Raw genomic sequence first — 14,398 nt, forward strand, 5'->3', positions numbered from 1 at the left:
TCAGGCTGAAACATTGGGGTTATTAATGGAACACATTGTCTACGTCGTCGATGATGATCATGCTGTCCGGCGGTCCGTGGTCGGGCTGCTGGAATCTGCCGGATTGAATGCGATCGCCTTCTCCTCGGCGGAATCTTTTCTGCAACACCCTTTCGAAGATCTCCCCTCCTGCGTGGTGCTGGATATGCAGATGCCCGCCATCAGCGGCTTTGAAGTGGCAGATGCCCTGAAGGCCAGCGGGCGCGAAATTCCGATTATTTATCTTACCGGCCATGGCACCATCCCGATGACCGTGAAGGCGATGAAAGGCGGGGCCTATGAGTTCCTCACCAAGCCGGTGGCATCGAACGACCTGCTGAATACGATTGGCGACGCGCTAAAGCTGGCGCAGGACAACGCGCTCCAGCTGCGCGAGCAGTACTCCCTGAAGCAGCGCCATCTCTCCCTTACCCCGCGCGAGCAAGAGGTGCTGCAGCTGGCCATCAGCGGCTTGCTGAACAAGCAGATTGCCGCCGAGCTGGGGGTGAGCGAAATCACGGTCAAAGTCCACCGCCGCCGGGTGATGGATAAGATGCAGGCCCGCTCGCTGGCAGACCTGGTCAGGGCCGCAGAGCGCCTGACCATAAGCCTGCCGTCAGAGTAACGCCTCGCCGCTTGCCAAGGGCAGCGTAAAGGCAAACACGCTGCCGTGGGGATCGCGGTGACGGGCCGTCAGCTTGCCCCGGTGGCGTTCAATAATGCTGTAGCTGATGGTCAACCCCATCCCCATCCCCTGCGCTTTTGTGGACCAGAATGAGTCGAAAATGCGCTCCATCAGCGCCGGTTCAATACCGGTCCCGCTGTCGGCAATTTCACATCTCACCAGCCCCTCCTCGGGGTTCGAGGTCGAGAGAACCAGGGTGCCCGGTCGCTCTGTGACGTCCGCCATCGCCTCCACGGCATTCATCACCAGGTTCAATAACACCTGCTGGATCTGCACGCTATCACCCATGATAAAGCTGTTTTCCGCCGCCAGTTCATAGCTGACGTTGATACGGCGCTGCTCCAGTTCGCTGCGCGACAGGGTGATGATATGGCGGATCGCATGGTGCAGATCGAGGCGGGCAAAGGTGGGATCTTGCCGGCGGGTAAGGGATTGCAGGCTGCGGATGATCTCCCCTGCCCGCTCCCCCTCGGAGATGATCTCCTCCAGCCCCATCCGCGCCTTATCCAGCCGGGCCGGATCGCGATTGAGCCAGCGCAGACTCGCCCCGGCGTTAGAGACGATAGACATCAGCGGCTGGTTGATCTCATGCGCGATAGATGAGGTCAATTGCCCGACGGTGGTGGCACGCGAGACGCGGGCTAAATCGGCCTGCGCCACGCGCATGGCGTCTTCGGCCATACGCTGGCTGGTGATATCGGTGATGATGCCGAAATATTCATTCACCTCGCTCCCCACGCCCACCGGATCGCCAATCCCCAGAATGGTGCGGGTGGCGCCGTCGGCGCGAATAATACGGAACTCGGCGCGCATGGTCAGACCGTCGCGCACGCTCTCGGTGACCAGGGTACTGATGCGCGGATAGTCATCCTGATGAACAAAGGTCAGGAACTCCGCCATCGAGATCATCTTCTGCTTTTCAGGCAGGCCGAGGATGCGCGCATACTCTTCGGACATAAACATCAGATCCTGCTGCAGCTCCCAGCGCCAGCTTCCGGTGTGGCTAATCTGCTCGCCGAGCATGAGTGAGGTCTGGCTGGCACGCAGCTCCTTCTCGACCCGGCGGCGCTGAATGTTCTCCTCCACCAGTTCGGCGTACAGGCGGGCAGTCTCCAGCGAGATGGCCGCATGCGCCCCCAGCAGGCTCACCACGCGGGAGTGTTCAACGGTAAAGACTTCCGGCATCAGGCGGTTTTCCAGGTACAACACCCCCACCAGCCGCGCCTGTTTAAACATCGGCACGCACATCACCGCCGCGCCAGAGGTGACCAGATAAGGATCCTGGCTAAAGGGGTGAAATGCTTCCGGCTTGCCGGTGTGGATCTCCTGGCCGGTGCGGATCACCGCCGCCAGCACCGTGAGTGGCATATCGGAGGCCGTCGGCACGTCTTTCATGATCCGCACCCGCACGCCGTCCGTCGAGGTGATGGCGCTGGCCTCGATCTCCGGAATGGTGTTCTCGCCCACGCGGATCAGCAAGCCGCGCTGGGCGCCAGCACGCTCCAGTAGAATGGTCATCAGGGTTTCGATCAGCCGTTCGAGGTTGATCTCCTCCGACAGCGCGCGCGACGCCTTGATCACGCTTTGCAGATCGCGGATCTCTTCATTGCGCGCAAAGGCCACCGTGTCCCAGGCGTTCGCCTGTCCGGAGGCGAGCAGATAGGGGAAATCCTGCTCCAGCTGACGCATTTTGGATTGCGCCCCGGCCCGACCCCAGGCCGTCAACGCGCCACGGAAGTGGGCGTCGGCGGCGGTCGGGTAACCGCAGGCGTGAGCAAATCGCCCTGCCAGCTCGTGGGCCATGGCGTTGTAAGGGCTGAAGCCCGCCTCGCGCGACAGGCGCACCGCCTTCTCATACTGCTCCAGGGCGATGCTGTTCATGCCATCAAGGCGTACGATCTCGGCGTAGATCAGCGCCTCTTTATCGGCAAAGGTGCCCGGATTGATGCGCGCCCAGAGGGCGATCTTGTCATAGTGAAGATGGATCTGGCGGCGAAGATCGGCCGAGAAGGTCTCCGGCGTCAGCTGCTGCGAGAGCGCCAGCGCGCTGTAGAGGTGGTAATCCAGCAGGTGAATATGCCCCGGCGCAGACCAGGCAAAATGCCCGGCCTTTTCGAGGTTTTCCGCCGCCTGCGGGTATTCGCGACAGGCGAAATGGGCCATACCCCGGTAGAGCCAGAACCAGAACAGCATGGTTGAGGTCTGTTCCGACGCCTGTCCCGGCGCGGCGGGCAGCAAAGATTCCGGCAAGACCTGCGCCGCGCTCCACTGCCCCTCCACCGGGGTGCGCAGATGTTCCACATAGTGGCGCTGAATCAGCAGGGTGGCCTCCACATCCTGGAAATGGGTTTTGCGCACGTAAGCGAGGCCACGCTCAATGCTGGTCACCACGGCGTCGAGGTGATCGCCCCGGGTCAGGAAGTTGATCACCTGATGGCAGGCGGCAAAGCAGGCCATCGTCATGTCACCGTGGGTCACGGCAGAGGTAAAGCAGGCTTTGGCGCACTCAATGGTGTAAGAGAGCGGCTGCGTCCACACGCTGAGCTGGTCCAGCGCCAGCAGGGTTTTGGCTTCAAAGGCGTCGTAGCCGTGACGGTTGACCAGCTCCCGCGCCAGGGTGCCGTACTGGAACCCGAGGCGATACTCCGCATAACGTTGGCCAATCAGCACGCCAAACCAGGCCATCGCCGTGGTAGAGGCGCCGGTGATACCGCGATCGAGCGTGAGCGCCATCATCCGGCACAGTAAAAGAAAGTGCAGGCGCGGGTGGGTAAAGCTGGCGAACAGGCTGGCGCTGTTGAGCAGGTTCATCACCGCGTCGGTTTCGTCGTCATCCCTGCGCGCCAGTCCACGAAAATGGCGATCCGGATTGTCCCCCACGCGGCGGCACAGGCTATGCCAGGCCTCGTCGCACTCGGCGTCATCGGGATAGCGGCTAACGTGAATACCAAAGACCGCCAGCCAGCAGAGCGCCGCCTCCAGCGCCAGCCGGTTGTCGGACTGACGCATATACACTTCCGCCAGCAGGTTGGCCGCCAGCGCTTTTTCCGTTAACCCGCCCGGGGCACCCAGAATGCGATCGCACAGCCTGCGGGTGATGTCGAGGTTGCCCAGGGCAAACTCGCACCCGGCCTCTTCGAGATCCAGCGCCACATCACGCACGCTCCCGGCGTTACCCAGCGCGCGGGCGGTCTGAATATAGCTCAGGGCCGACCGGTAATCGCCCGAGCGCCTGGCGCGGCGGGCAGCCAGCAGGCTCAGCTCACGGAACTTCTGCCGCTCGGGGGCGGGCTGAATGCAGTCCAGCGCCGCCGTGACGTGGTGGACTGCGCGGAACAGGATCTCGTTGCCTGCCGCCTGGCGTGCCGACTCCGCCAGCACGCAGGCGGTGGTCAGGTGCAGGCGGCTCTTCTCTTCGTTATCCAGCAGGGCAAACGCGGCCTCCTGGACCCGGTCGTGAATAAAGGCATAGTCCCCGTCGCTGAGGGCGATCAGCTGCGCGGTCACCGCCGGGTGCAGGGCATAGCGGATCTCCGCGACAGACATTCCCACTACGCGGCAGACCATCTCCAGCTCGCCGCTGCCGCCCAGGCAGGCGATACTCCCCAGCAGATGGCGGGTCTCTTCCGGCATCTCTTCCAACTGCTGTAACACCAGCGTGACCACGTTTTCGGTGTAGTGCCGGGCGCGGATGGCCTCAAGATCGTAGCACCACCGGTCCTGATACTTATTGTGCGTCACCAGCCCGTCATCAACGATGCGGCGGAAAAACTCATGTACAAACAGCGGATTACCGCCGGTTTTTTCGTGGATCAGCCCCGCCAGATCGGCGGTGCTGGCCGAGCGGGAATGGAAGATATCGGCCAGCCAGCGCGAGACCGCCTTCACCGACAGCGCCTCCGGGCGCAACTCGACGGTGTTGCGCGATGCGCGCTGCAAATTGGCCAGCGACGGCTCATGCGCGCTGTCATCCCGATACGCCACCACCATCAGCATGGGGAGGGTACTGCCGCTGGTCAGGAGGTCCTGCAGGATCTGCAGGCTGGCGGGATCTATCCAGTGGATATCATCCAGCAAGAGCACCAGCGGGCAGCCCTGGCTGGCAAAAGATTTCACCAGCGCCAGCACCATCTGGCTAAAGCGCGCCCGGGCATCGGTCGAGAAGGTATCGCTGGAGAAACGCGGTTTGTTATCCAGCAGCAGGCCCAGCTCCGGCACCAGGCCGACGGCTAAGGTTTCGTAGCCCTCCAGATCGCGCGACAGGCGAACTTTCCACTGGGCCACCTCCTCGGTGGACAAGCCCAGCAGATGGAGCGCCAGGGCGCGAAATGCCGAGGTGAGCGCCGCATAGGGTAGCGCGGGAGAAAACTGATCCACCTTGCCTACCGCCAGCAGCACGTTGCGGTGCTGGAGCGCCTTCAGCCCCGAGGCGATCAGCGACGATTTACCAATCCCCGACGGGCCGCTGATGGTCACCAGCCCGGCCAGGTTATCGCGGCACACCCGATCAAAGGCGTTAAGCAGCTCCGCCGCCTGGGGATGGGCATTGTAGAGGGTATCGGTCAGATAAAAGGCCGGAGAGCGATCCTGCAGGCCGGGGGTAAAGGCCGCGATATCCCCGTCGTCGCTCAGGGTCGCCTGGCAGCGGCGCAGATCGGCGATCAACCCGTCCACGGTCTGATAGCGATGCTCGGGTCTTTTCGCCAGCAACTTGAGGACGATAGCCGAGAGCATGGCCGGAATACCGGGCAAGATGGCCCCCGGCGCCCGGGGCTCAGAGGCGATGTGGTAGTGAGCCCACTTGCCCTGATCCTGGCCCCCCAGCTCAAAGGGCAGGCTGCCGGTCAGCAGTTCGTAGAGTACGACGCCGAGGCTATAGAGATCGCTGCGGCTATCCACCGCTCTGTGGGTGCGGGTGGTGTGCTCCGGTGACATATAGGCGGGGGTGCCGCCAGTCACCGACAGCCGCGTCTGGCTGAGATCGTCTGCGCCACCGGACGACAGGCCAAAGCCCCCCAACCGGCAGCGATGTTCGTCATCGATAAAAATATTGCCGGGCTTGATATCCCCGTGCACCAGGTTACGCAGGTGCATCAGGCGCAGGGGGAGGCAGATGCGGAGCGTCAGGTCGAGAAAGTGCTGCATGCCGGCCATCGGCGTGCCGACCCTGCGGGTCAGCAGCACAAAGGCGAAGGGGGCGTAAACCAGGGCAAAGCGTCCGTGATATTGCGTGCTGGCCACCGGGCGCACGGCCCAGTCGTCGCTCAGGTACTCACGCAGGGCAAACTCATTGCGCAGCAGGCGCGTTGCGCTGGCCTCTTCCTCATCGCTGACGGCGGTCGCGATGATAAACGCGCCGCCGGAGGCAGGCAGGCGTGCGTTCAGCCAGCAGAGGCTACCCTCCTGCCCCAGCGGCGTAAAAATGACGTCTTCTTTAAGCACAAAAGCCTGCCCCTCAGAGAGACTCTCAGGGGCAGGCAGCGATGGGTTGTTCATCCACGTTCCTTATTTTTCTTCATTAATGGTTCTCGTGGGGATGCGGTACAGGGTTGTCAGGTCTGCAGGGCGTGCGCGATGTGCGCCAGCAGAACATCAATGTTTATCGGTTTGGGCAGAAACGCCACGGCTCCTGAATGAATAGCGTAGCGCTGCATGTTGTCATCTGCATGACCAGAAATAAGAATGACAGGCGGCGGGACGGAGGCGATCAGCTGTAGCTTCTCTACCATTTCGATGCCGGTCATGCCCCGCAGCCGGATATCGGCAACCACCAGAGCGATCTCCGCCAGAATGGTGGGATGGCTGAGAAACCCCTCTGCGGAGTCAAAGGTCTCGGTGGCATACCCTTCAGACTGCAGCAGGTTGCTTAACCCGCTGCGGACAGAGCGTTCATCATCAATGATAGCTATGCGCTGCGGCATGCTCGCTTTCCTCAAACTGGACGTGATTATCCCTCGCTACCGTCGCCGGGACGCGGAGGAGGCGCAGTGCCGCTAATTTTGGGTACACACTCATGACGAAACCACGTCAACGTCAACTGACGACTCAGCAGACGACGGCCAATCGGGATCAGCTGTTCACCCACCAGCATGCCAAACAGCCCCATCAGCGCGACAACAGGGGGCGCCGGGGAGTGTACATCAATAGCGGCATAAATCACGCCTGCCAACATTCCACACAGCAGGGAAACAACCCAGGCTTTCATGACGAGGCTCCTGTTGAGAGGGTAACGGGCGCTTTTTGTGCCGTCTCATCGGCATGCAGAAAATGGCGGGTCGCCTGCTCGCCAGCCAGCATCCCCAGCAGGCCAATCAGCGCCAGCGCGGGCGGTGCGGGAGATCGCACTTTCAGCAGCGCGTAAAGCAGGCCGATAAGCACGCCTGCCGCGAGGGAAATTAACCCAGTACTCATGATGAACTCCAGAGAGGTCAGAAGCAGGCCGGATGAGGGCCCAGCCTGCCGCTGAAAACTTAGCGAACCGGAGCCGGTACTGGCGCCAGGGTTTCGTGCTCGCTCTTCTGGCGAGATGGCGCTTTGTGCACCATGGTGTAGGCGTAGTCCACGCCCATGCCGTAGGCGCCGGAGTGCTCACGCACGATATCCATCACCGCGTTGTAGGTCTCTTTACGCGCCCAGTCACGCTGCCACTCCAGCATCACCTGCTGCCAGGTTACCGGGATCACGCCGGCCTGGATCATGCGCTGCATCGCGAAGTCGTGCGCCTCTTTAGAGGTGCCGCCAGACGCGTCCGCCACCATATAAATCTCGTAGTCACCTTCCAGCATGGCGCACAGGGCGAAGGTGTTGTTGCACACTTCGGTCCACAGACCGGATACCACCACCTTCTTCTTGCCGTTAGCTTTCAGGGCATCACGCACTTTCTGGTCATCCCAGGAGTTCATGGAGGTACGCTCAAGGATCTCTTTCCCCGGGAAGACGTCCAGCAGCTCCGGGAAGGTGTTACCCGAGAAGCTTTCGGTTTCAACGGTAGTAATGATGGTCGGGATGTTGAACACTTTAGCCGACTTAGCCAGCCCTACTACGTTGTTTTTCAGAACCTGACGATCAATAGACTGCACGCCAAACGCCATCTGCGGCTGCTGGTCGATGAAGATCATCTGGCAGTTATCCGGGGTTAACACTTCGAGTTTTGAGTTAGACATAATGGTATCCAGTGAGGTTTGCAGGTGAAATCCGTCGCGATGTGACGGGAAGCTGGCTGCATCCTATTCCTCCCTCTCGTCTGGCGTAATTATCTCTTGGTATAACTACCCTTTCGTATAGCTATACGCGGGTATAGTTATACTTTGGTATACCTATCCCATTGTATAACTGGTTTTTTTCAGTAACTGGTTCCAATAATCCTGATATTTCCTCTCTCAGTCAGGAGCCGTTATGACTTCCTCTGCTAAAGCAGATTTGATTCTGGTCAATGGTCAGTTTCATACCGTCGATCGTGAAAACCCCCTCGCCGAAGCGGTCGCTATCCGCGATGGTAAATTCCTTGAAGTGGGAACCGTTGCCGAGGTGATGCAGTACCACGACGATGCCACCAAAGTGGTCGATCTGAAGGGCCACACCGCCATTCCCGGCCTGAACGATTCTCACCTGCACCTGATTCGCGGTGGCCTGAACTATAACCTCGAGCTGCGCTGGGAGGGGGTACCCTCGCTGGCGGATGCTCTGCGGATGTTAAAAGAGCAGGCCCTGCGCACGCCGTCGCCTCAGTGGGTGCGCGTGGTGGGCGGCTGGAGCGAGTTCCAGTTTGCCGAGCGCCGGATGCCGACCCTGGATGAGATCAACGAGGCCGCGCCGGACACCCCGGTCTTTATCCTGCACCTGTACGACCGCGCCCTGCTCAACCGCGCGGCGCTGAAGGTGGTGGGCTACACCAAAGATACCCCGAATCCGCCGGGGGGTGAGATCCAGCGCGACGCCAACGGCAACCCGACAGGGATGCTGATTGCCCGTCCGAACGCCATGATTTTGTACGCCACGCTGGCCAAAGGGCCAAAGCTGCCGCTGGATCAGCAGGTGAACTCCACCCGCCAGTTTATGCGCGAGCTCAACCGTCTGGGGCTGACCAGCGCCATCGACGCGGGCGGCGGTTTCCAGAACTACCCGGAAGACTACGAGGTGATCGCCGAGCTGCACGAGAAAAAGCAGATGACGATACGTATCGCCTACAACCTCTTTACCCAGCGTCCGGGCCACGAGCTGGAAGACTTTGAGAAATGGACCGATATGCTCAAGCCGGGCCAGGGCACCGACTTCTTCCGCCATAACGGCGCGGGGGAGATGCTGGTCTTCTCGGCGGCGGATTTCGAAGATTTTCTCGAACCGCGTCCGGATCTGGCCCCCGGCATGGAAGACGAACTGGAGCGCGTGGTACGCCACCTGGTCGAACACCGCTGGCCGTTCCGCCTGCACGCCACCTACGACGAGTCCATCAGCCGCATGCTGGACGTCTTCGAGAAGGTGAACCGTGACATCCCGTTCGATGGCCTGCACTGGTTCTTTGACCACGCCGAGACGGTGACCCAGCGCAACATCGATCGTATCAAAGCGCTGGGTGGCGGCATCGCCGTGCAGCACCGTATGGCCTTCCAGGGTGAGTATTTCGCCGAGCGTTACGGTATGGAAGCGGTGCGCCACACCCCGCCGGTGACCCGCATGCTGGAGACCGGCGTACCGGTGGGCCTGGGCACCGACGCCACCCGCGTGGCGAGCTACAACCCGTGGACCGCGCTCTACTGGCTGGTCTCTGGCCGTACCGTTGGCGGCATGCAGATGTACGATCACAGCGCCCGCCTCGATCGCGACACCGCCCTGATGCTCTGGACCCAGGGCAGCGCGTGGTTCTCGAACGAGCAGAACCAGAAAGGCCAGATCAAAACAGGCCAGCTCGCCGACCTGGCGGTGCTGAGCAAAGACTTCTTCCGCGTGCCGGAAGAGGAGATCAAGGGCATTGAGTCGGTGCTGACGGTGGTGGATGGCAATATCGTCTATGCCGCAGGTAGCTTCGGCCCACTGGCTCCGCCGGCTATCCCGGTCTTGCCAGAGTGGTCACCGGTGGTGAAGGTGCCGGGTCACTACCGCTCCGCGCCGCCGCAGGCGGCCCGCGTAGGGATGAGCGCTGTGCACCACTGCAGCGGCCCGTGCGGCGTGCACAACCACGCCCATGATTTTGCCCGCACCGCAGAGATGCCGGTGGCCGACGATAACGCATTCTGGGGGGCGCTGGGCTGCAGCTGCTTCGCGTTTTAATCATGATCAATTCAAAAACAGACACCCTGCCCCGGTTAGACCTGGGGCTGTTCTTCCTGCGCATCACCGCCAGCCTGCTGTTGCTCTATGTTCACGGCCTGCCGAAAGTGTTGCACTTCAGCGAAGAGCTGACGCGTATTGAAGATCCCTTTGGCTTTGGGCCCTATTTCAGCCTGATCCCGGCGATCGTGGCGGAAGTGATCTGCCCGATCCTGATCCTGTTCGGCGTGGCGACGCGCCTGGCCTGCCTGCCGATTATCGCCGTGCTGCTGGTGGCGATGCTGGTGGTGCATCCGGGCTGGTCGATTGCCGAGGGGCAATTCGGCTGGCTGCTGCTGATCATCTTCACCACGCTGGCGATCACCGGCCCTGGCGGCTGGCGGCTCCGCCCGCGCGTGAGCGAGAGGTTCGCATGACGCAGGTGACCGACGCGCACATTGAGCATCCGCCTGCCCCGACGATCTCCACCTGGCAGCCACTGCACCAGCGGGTCTTCCGCATGCTGTGGATCGCCACGGTGGTATCGAACGTCGGCTCATGGATGAGCGACGTGGGGGTCAACTGGAGCATGCTGACGCTGAGCGCCGATCCGCTGGATATCGCGCTGGTGCAGGCGGCGAGCAGCCTGCCGATGTTCCTCTTCGCCCTCCCCTCCGGGGTGATGGCCGATATCGTTGACCGGCGCAAATACCTGCTCTTTTCACAGCTGTGGGTGTTTATCGCGGCGGCGGGGCTGACAGTGCTGTCGTTTACCGGCCAGGTGACGCCGACCGTATTGCTGGTGGCGGCGTTTCTGCTGAGCGTCGGCAGCGCCATGAGTTCACCGCCGTTCCAGGCGGTAGTACCGGATCTGGTGAGCAAGGCCGAGCTGGGCCCGGCCATTGCGCTTAACTCGCTGGGGGTGAACATCAGTCGTGCCATTGGTCCGGCGCTGGGGGGCTTTTTGCTCTCGCTGGCCGGGCCGTGGATGGTGTTTCTCCTCAACGCCCTGTCGGTGCTGGGGGTGGCCTGGGTACTGTGGCGCTGGAAGCCTGCCGCCAGCGTGCAGCGTCTGCCGCCGGAGCACTTTTTCTCGGCGGTGCGCGCCGGGGTACGCTATGTCCATGCCGCTCCGGTGCTGCGTAACGTACTGATCCGCACCGTGGCCTTCTTCGTCTTTGCCAGCGCGGGCTGGGCGCTGCTGCCGCTGGTGGCACGTCGGGAGCTGGGCCTCGGCCCGGCGGGGTACGGCATTATGCTGGCCTGCATCGGGCTGGGGGCGATTGCCGGGGCGGTGCTGCTGCCGCGCCTGCGCCAGCGTCTGAACGCCGATCGGCTGATGGTGGCGGCAAGCCTGGTCTTCGCCCTCACCATGCTGGCGCTGGCCTTTGTGCGCCACTTCTGGCTGCTGAACCTGTTTGAGTTTTTCACCGGCTTTGCGTGGATTGCCGTGCTCTCGACCCTGAACCTGGGAGCGCAGCGCAGCGCCGCCCGCTGGGTAAAAGCCCGGGCGCTGGCGGTCTATCTAACGGTGTTCTTCGGCTCGATGACCGCAGGCAGCGCCATCTGGGGACAGATTGCTTCGCACACCAACACCGCCACGTCACTCTGCGTGGCGACAATCGGCATGCTGCTGGCGAGCGCCACGGTGCTGCGCTGGAAGCTGGAGAAAGATCCGAACCTGAACCTCGATACCAGCGGCCTGATTGCCGACGACGCGCGGGAACGTATTCCCAACGAACGCGGCCCGGTGCTGGTCTCCTGTGAATACCAGATCGATCCTGAAGCGGTAAGCGATTTCCTGCAGGCGGTCCACGAGCTGCGCCGGGTGCGCCGCCGCGCGGGCGCCATGAGCTGGGCCGTGTATGAGGATATCGACCGACCGGGCCTCTATATCGAGACCTGGCTGCTGGGCTCCTGGGTTGAACACCTGCGCCTGCAGGAGCGCCACACCATGAACGACCACCTGCTGCAAAGCCGCGTACTGGCTTTCCATCAGGGCGATACCCCTCCGGCGACCCGCTACCTGGTGGCGCCGGTATAAAAGACACAACCACACGTGAGGATAAGACTATGGCGACGATTAAAGCGAAAGATGGTACGCAGATTTACTACAAGGACTGGGGCGCGGGTAAACCGATTCTGTTCAGCCACGGCTGGCCGCTGGATGCGGATATGTGGGACAGCCAGCTGAACTATCTGGCCGAGCGTGGCTATCGCGCCATCGCCTTTGACCGTCGCGGCTTTGGCCGTTCGGATCAGCCGTGGACGGGTTATGATTACGATACCTTTGCATCGGATATCAACGACCTGATCACCGCGCTGGATCTGCGCGACGTGACGCTGGTGGGCTTCTCGATGGGCGGCGGCGACGTCAGCCGTTATATCGGCACTTACGGCACCGACCGCGTGGCCGGACTGGCGCTGCTGGGTGCCGTCACGCCGATCTTCGGTAAATCGGACTCTTACCCGCAGGGTGTGGATCAGTCAGTATTCGACGGTATTCGCGACGGACTGCGTAAAGATCGCGCCCAGTTTATCAGCGACTTCGCCACCCCGTTCTACGGCACCAACGCCGGCCAGACCGTCTCTCAGGGCGCCCTGACCCAGACGCTGAACATTGCGCTGCTGGCCTCCCTGAAAGGCACCATCGATTGCGTGACCGCTTTCGGCGAGACTGACTTCCGCGCCGATATGGCGAAAGTCGACGTGCCTACGCTGGTGATCCACGGCAGCAACGACCAGATCGTGCCGTTCGACACCACCGGTAAAGTGGCGGCAGAACTGATTAGCAATGCCCAGCTGAAAGTGTACGACAACGCCCCGCACGGCTTTGCCCTGACCCATCAGGATCAGCTGAACGAAGATCTGCTGGCGTTTGTGCAGTCGCTGTAAATTTGTTGAGGCCGGGTGATGCTGAGCGATCCCGGCCTGGCGATTTTGTCGGCCCGTGCAAGCGCAGCGCTGCCGGGCAAATTACCCGCGCCTTAAGATGATGTTTGCCATCAGGTAGCTGGCAGCGAAGGTCAGGTGGCTGCTGGCGTGGAACATGGGGAGTGGTCTTTTATAGAGGTTAGTGTTACTTCTTTAGCCTGCTTATTAACGTACAAATAAAAGCGATGTTTGCCCTCGTTGTTCGGCTGGCACCACACTTCCATTCCATGCAGCCTGCGCTGCTCTCTGACATACCCTAAACTTCCCAGGTAGGCTCGAAGCGGTTCGGGATGAGTAGCCTGTTTAAATATAATAGCATTTGATGGTGCGTTTCCGTCGCCGGGTTGAGATTCGAAATAATAATGTTGAGAAATTCTCGGTGCGTTTTTAATTTCCTTGTAGGTGAGAGAGTAATAATTATAACGCTCGGTTTCTTTATAAACAGTCGCCGTATTTATACTCGATGCGATGAGGTAGACAAATATCCCCCAAAAGAGTAACAGGGTGATAGAAAGAGTGATAATGAATTTATAAATACGGAGGAACATTATTTCATCCCTGTATATCCGAATGCTGTACCATTATTTGTAAGCACATTGACGGTGCCAGAGGTAAAATCGTCCCAGGGATACAACCATTTCATAAACATAGGAAGTTCAGCAAGGTATGGTTCATGCTTAACACAGGGATCCTTCGGGTCGGGAAAAATGATAGGTTTGAATCCTCTGTTTTTAAACGACCCAATAGCACCATAATAATCCCAACGACGTAACGCAGATTCATAGCTTACAGGCTTCACCTGGTCAGCATAAAAACCGGGCCTGATAGCACGATAGAACCCGAACAGATCAGAAACTAAGTCCTCCCCACTAAAGCCGCTATCAGTATACCAGGTAAATAGATTAAGGCTTTGTAAGTTTTCGAAAGACTGGGCGGTACTCATCATCATGGCCAACATTATACGATAGATATCATGTATATTACGGCCACGTTTGATTTCCCATCTGGCAAATCGTCCAAGACCCAGGCGAGAGCCGAATTTTACTATGTTCATATCCTGACGATACATTACGACATAATAATCCTGCCCGCTTCTCTCACCCATTATGAATTGCCTCATGAGCTCTTCAACATCATCACCACGTGCATGCCCCATATCTATCCATCCCAGTACATCGCTATAAATTAATCCTCTTAATGAATGTTCGAAGTCAGCACCATCCCTTATATCTTCCCTTGAGCTCACGATAAATGTCCTTATAAGCGTAAAGATCTGATGGTACTCAGGATAATTTATCTTTGTCTATGCCAGACTTGATGATTAGGATTTTAACCCGACACTGAATATAATAGTTAAATTGGAATTCCTGCTCAGAAGCGATTTCATTTCTACGTAATATAGCCATCACAAATAAAAAATATGGCGACAGGCTGCCCCTCGCCGGAAACTAAAACGATTAAAGAAGGGCAGTAACGACATATACGGACCGTTGATCCTTTCAAGGGGAAAGAAAA

General features: G+C 59.9%; 12 protein-coding genes. 5 read left to right on the forward strand and 7 right to left on the reverse strand.

Going from position 1 to position 14,398, the window contains the following annotated elements:
• The first annotated feature begins 25 nt into the window (after positions 1-25).
• The gene (locus B3511_RS16160; protein WP_207292901.1) at positions 26-643 is read left to right on the forward strand and encodes a response regulator transcription factor; all 618 of its coding nucleotides are present in this window, start codon (positions 26-28) and stop codon (positions 641-643) included.
• Here B3511_RS16160 and B3511_RS16165 read toward each other — a convergent pair.
• From B3511_RS16165 to B3511_RS16185, 5 genes are read right to left on the reverse strand one after another with little or no spacing between them, the layout of a single operon-like run.
• Positions 635-6,199, reverse strand: coding sequence for a trifunctional serine/threonine-protein kinase/ATP-binding protein/sensor histidine kinase (locus B3511_RS16165; protein ID WP_286783791.1), 5,565 nt, complete (start codon positions 6,197-6,199; stop codon positions 635-637). The genes B3511_RS16160 and B3511_RS16165 overlap by 9 nt on opposite strands.
• Before the next feature lie 56 nt (positions 6,200-6,255).
• Positions 6,256-6,624, reverse strand: coding sequence for a response regulator transcription factor (locus tag B3511_RS16170; protein WP_286783792.1), 369 nt, complete (start codon positions 6,622-6,624; stop codon positions 6,256-6,258).
• Positions 6,625-6,650: 26 nt separating this feature from the next.
• Positions 6,651-6,908: a DUF1427 family protein gene (locus B3511_RS16175; protein WP_046886470.1), complete on the reverse strand. Its 258-nt coding sequence runs from the start codon at positions 6,906-6,908 to the stop codon at positions 6,651-6,653.
• The gene (locus B3511_RS16180) at positions 6,905-7,114 is read right to left on the reverse strand and encodes a DUF1427 family protein (RefSeq protein ID WP_046886469.1); all 210 of its coding nucleotides are present in this window, start codon (positions 7,112-7,114) and stop codon (positions 6,905-6,907) included. Before B3511_RS16180 ends, B3511_RS16175 begins: the two co-directional genes overlap by 4 nt.
• A gap of 59 nt (positions 7,115-7,173) precedes the next feature.
• On the reverse strand, positions 7,174-7,866 hold the full coding sequence (locus B3511_RS16185) for a hydrolase (RefSeq protein ID WP_286783793.1): 693 nt from the start codon (positions 7,864-7,866) through the stop codon (positions 7,174-7,176).
• A 232-nt stretch (positions 7,867-8,098) separates the two neighbouring features.
• Here B3511_RS16185 and B3511_RS16190 point away from each other — a divergent pair, with 232 nt between their 5' ends.
• Genes B3511_RS16190 through B3511_RS16205 form a run of 4 tightly spaced genes read left to right on the forward strand, consistent with a single transcriptional unit; the run spans position 8,099 to position 12,844 of the window.
• Positions 8,099-9,970 carry an amidohydrolase gene (locus tag B3511_RS16190; protein ID WP_040077358.1) on the forward strand — a complete coding sequence of 624 codons (1,872 nt, stop codon included), beginning with the start codon at positions 8,099-8,101 and terminating at the stop codon, positions 9,968-9,970.
• 2 nt (positions 9,971-9,972) lie between these two features.
• Complete coding sequence (locus B3511_RS16195; protein ID WP_286783794.1) at positions 9,973-10,386, forward strand: DoxX family protein; 414 nt, start codon at positions 9,973-9,975, stop codon at positions 10,384-10,386.
• Positions 10,383-11,993 carry an MFS transporter gene (locus B3511_RS16200; protein ID WP_046886466.1) on the forward strand — a complete coding sequence of 537 codons (1,611 nt, stop codon included), beginning with the start codon at positions 10,383-10,385 and terminating at the stop codon, positions 11,991-11,993. Before B3511_RS16195 ends, B3511_RS16200 begins: the two co-directional genes overlap by 4 nt.
• A gap of 29 nt (positions 11,994-12,022) precedes the next feature.
• On the forward strand, positions 12,023-12,844 hold the full coding sequence (locus B3511_RS16205; RefSeq protein ID WP_040077361.1) for an alpha/beta fold hydrolase: 822 nt from the start codon (positions 12,023-12,025) through the stop codon (positions 12,842-12,844).
• A 131-nt stretch (positions 12,845-12,975) separates the two neighbouring features.
• Here B3511_RS16205 and B3511_RS16210 read toward each other — a convergent pair whose 3' ends face one another.
• Together B3511_RS16210 and B3511_RS16215 are read right to left on the reverse strand one after the other, a co-directional pair.
• The gene (locus B3511_RS16210) at positions 12,976-13,431 is read right to left on the reverse strand and encodes a hypothetical protein (protein ID WP_286783795.1); all 456 of its coding nucleotides are present in this window, start codon (positions 13,429-13,431) and stop codon (positions 12,976-12,978) included.
• Entirely contained in the window at positions 13,431-14,129 is a 699-nt protein-coding gene (locus B3511_RS16215; RefSeq protein WP_286783796.1) for a hypothetical protein, read from the reverse strand. The genes B3511_RS16210 and B3511_RS16215 overlap by 1 nt, the downstream gene beginning before the upstream one ends.
• Positions 14,130-14,398 lie beyond the last annotated feature (269 nt).

Source organism: Leclercia sp. UBA1284, from assembly GCF_002308415.1.
Lineage (GTDB): Bacteria > Pseudomonadota > Gammaproteobacteria > Enterobacterales > Enterobacteriaceae > Enterobacter > Enterobacter pneumoniae.

Coding starts and splice junctions, on each gene's coding strand:
- B3511_RS16175 (WP_046886470.1), bottom strand. CDS start 6,908: ATGAAAGCCTGGGTTGTTTCCCTGCTGTGTGGAATGTTGGCAGGCGTG.
- B3511_RS16195 (WP_286783794.1), top strand. CDS start 9,973: ATGATCAATTCAAAAACAGACACCCTGCCCCGGTTAGACCTGGGGCTG.
- B3511_RS16205 (WP_040077361.1), top strand. CDS start 12,023: ATGGCGACGATTAAAGCGAAAGATGGTACGCAGATTTACTACAAGGAC.
- B3511_RS16200 (WP_046886466.1), top strand. CDS start 10,383: ATGACGCAGGTGACCGACGCGCACATTGAGCATCCGCCTGCCCCGACG.
- B3511_RS16160 (WP_207292901.1), top strand. CDS start 26: ATGGAACACATTGTCTACGTCGTCGATGATGATCATGCTGTCCGGCGG.
- B3511_RS16190 (WP_040077358.1), top strand. CDS start 8,099: ATGACTTCCTCTGCTAAAGCAGATTTGATTCTGGTCAATGGTCAGTTT.
- B3511_RS16180 (WP_046886469.1), bottom strand. CDS start 7,114: ATGAGTACTGGGTTAATTTCCCTCGCGGCAGGCGTGCTTATCGGCCTG.
- B3511_RS16170 (WP_286783792.1), bottom strand. CDS start 6,624: ATGCCGCAGCGCATAGCTATCATTGATGATGAACGCTCTGTCCGCAGC.
- B3511_RS16165 (WP_286783791.1), bottom strand. CDS start 6,199: ATGAACAACCCATCGCTGCCTGCCCCTGAGAGTCTCTCTGAGGGGCAG.
- B3511_RS16210 (WP_286783795.1), bottom strand. CDS start 13,431: ATGTTCCTCCGTATTTATAAATTCATTATCACTCTTTCTATCACCCTG.
- B3511_RS16185 (WP_286783793.1), bottom strand. CDS start 7,866: ATGTCTAACTCAAAACTCGAAGTGTTAACCCCGGATAACTGCCAGATG.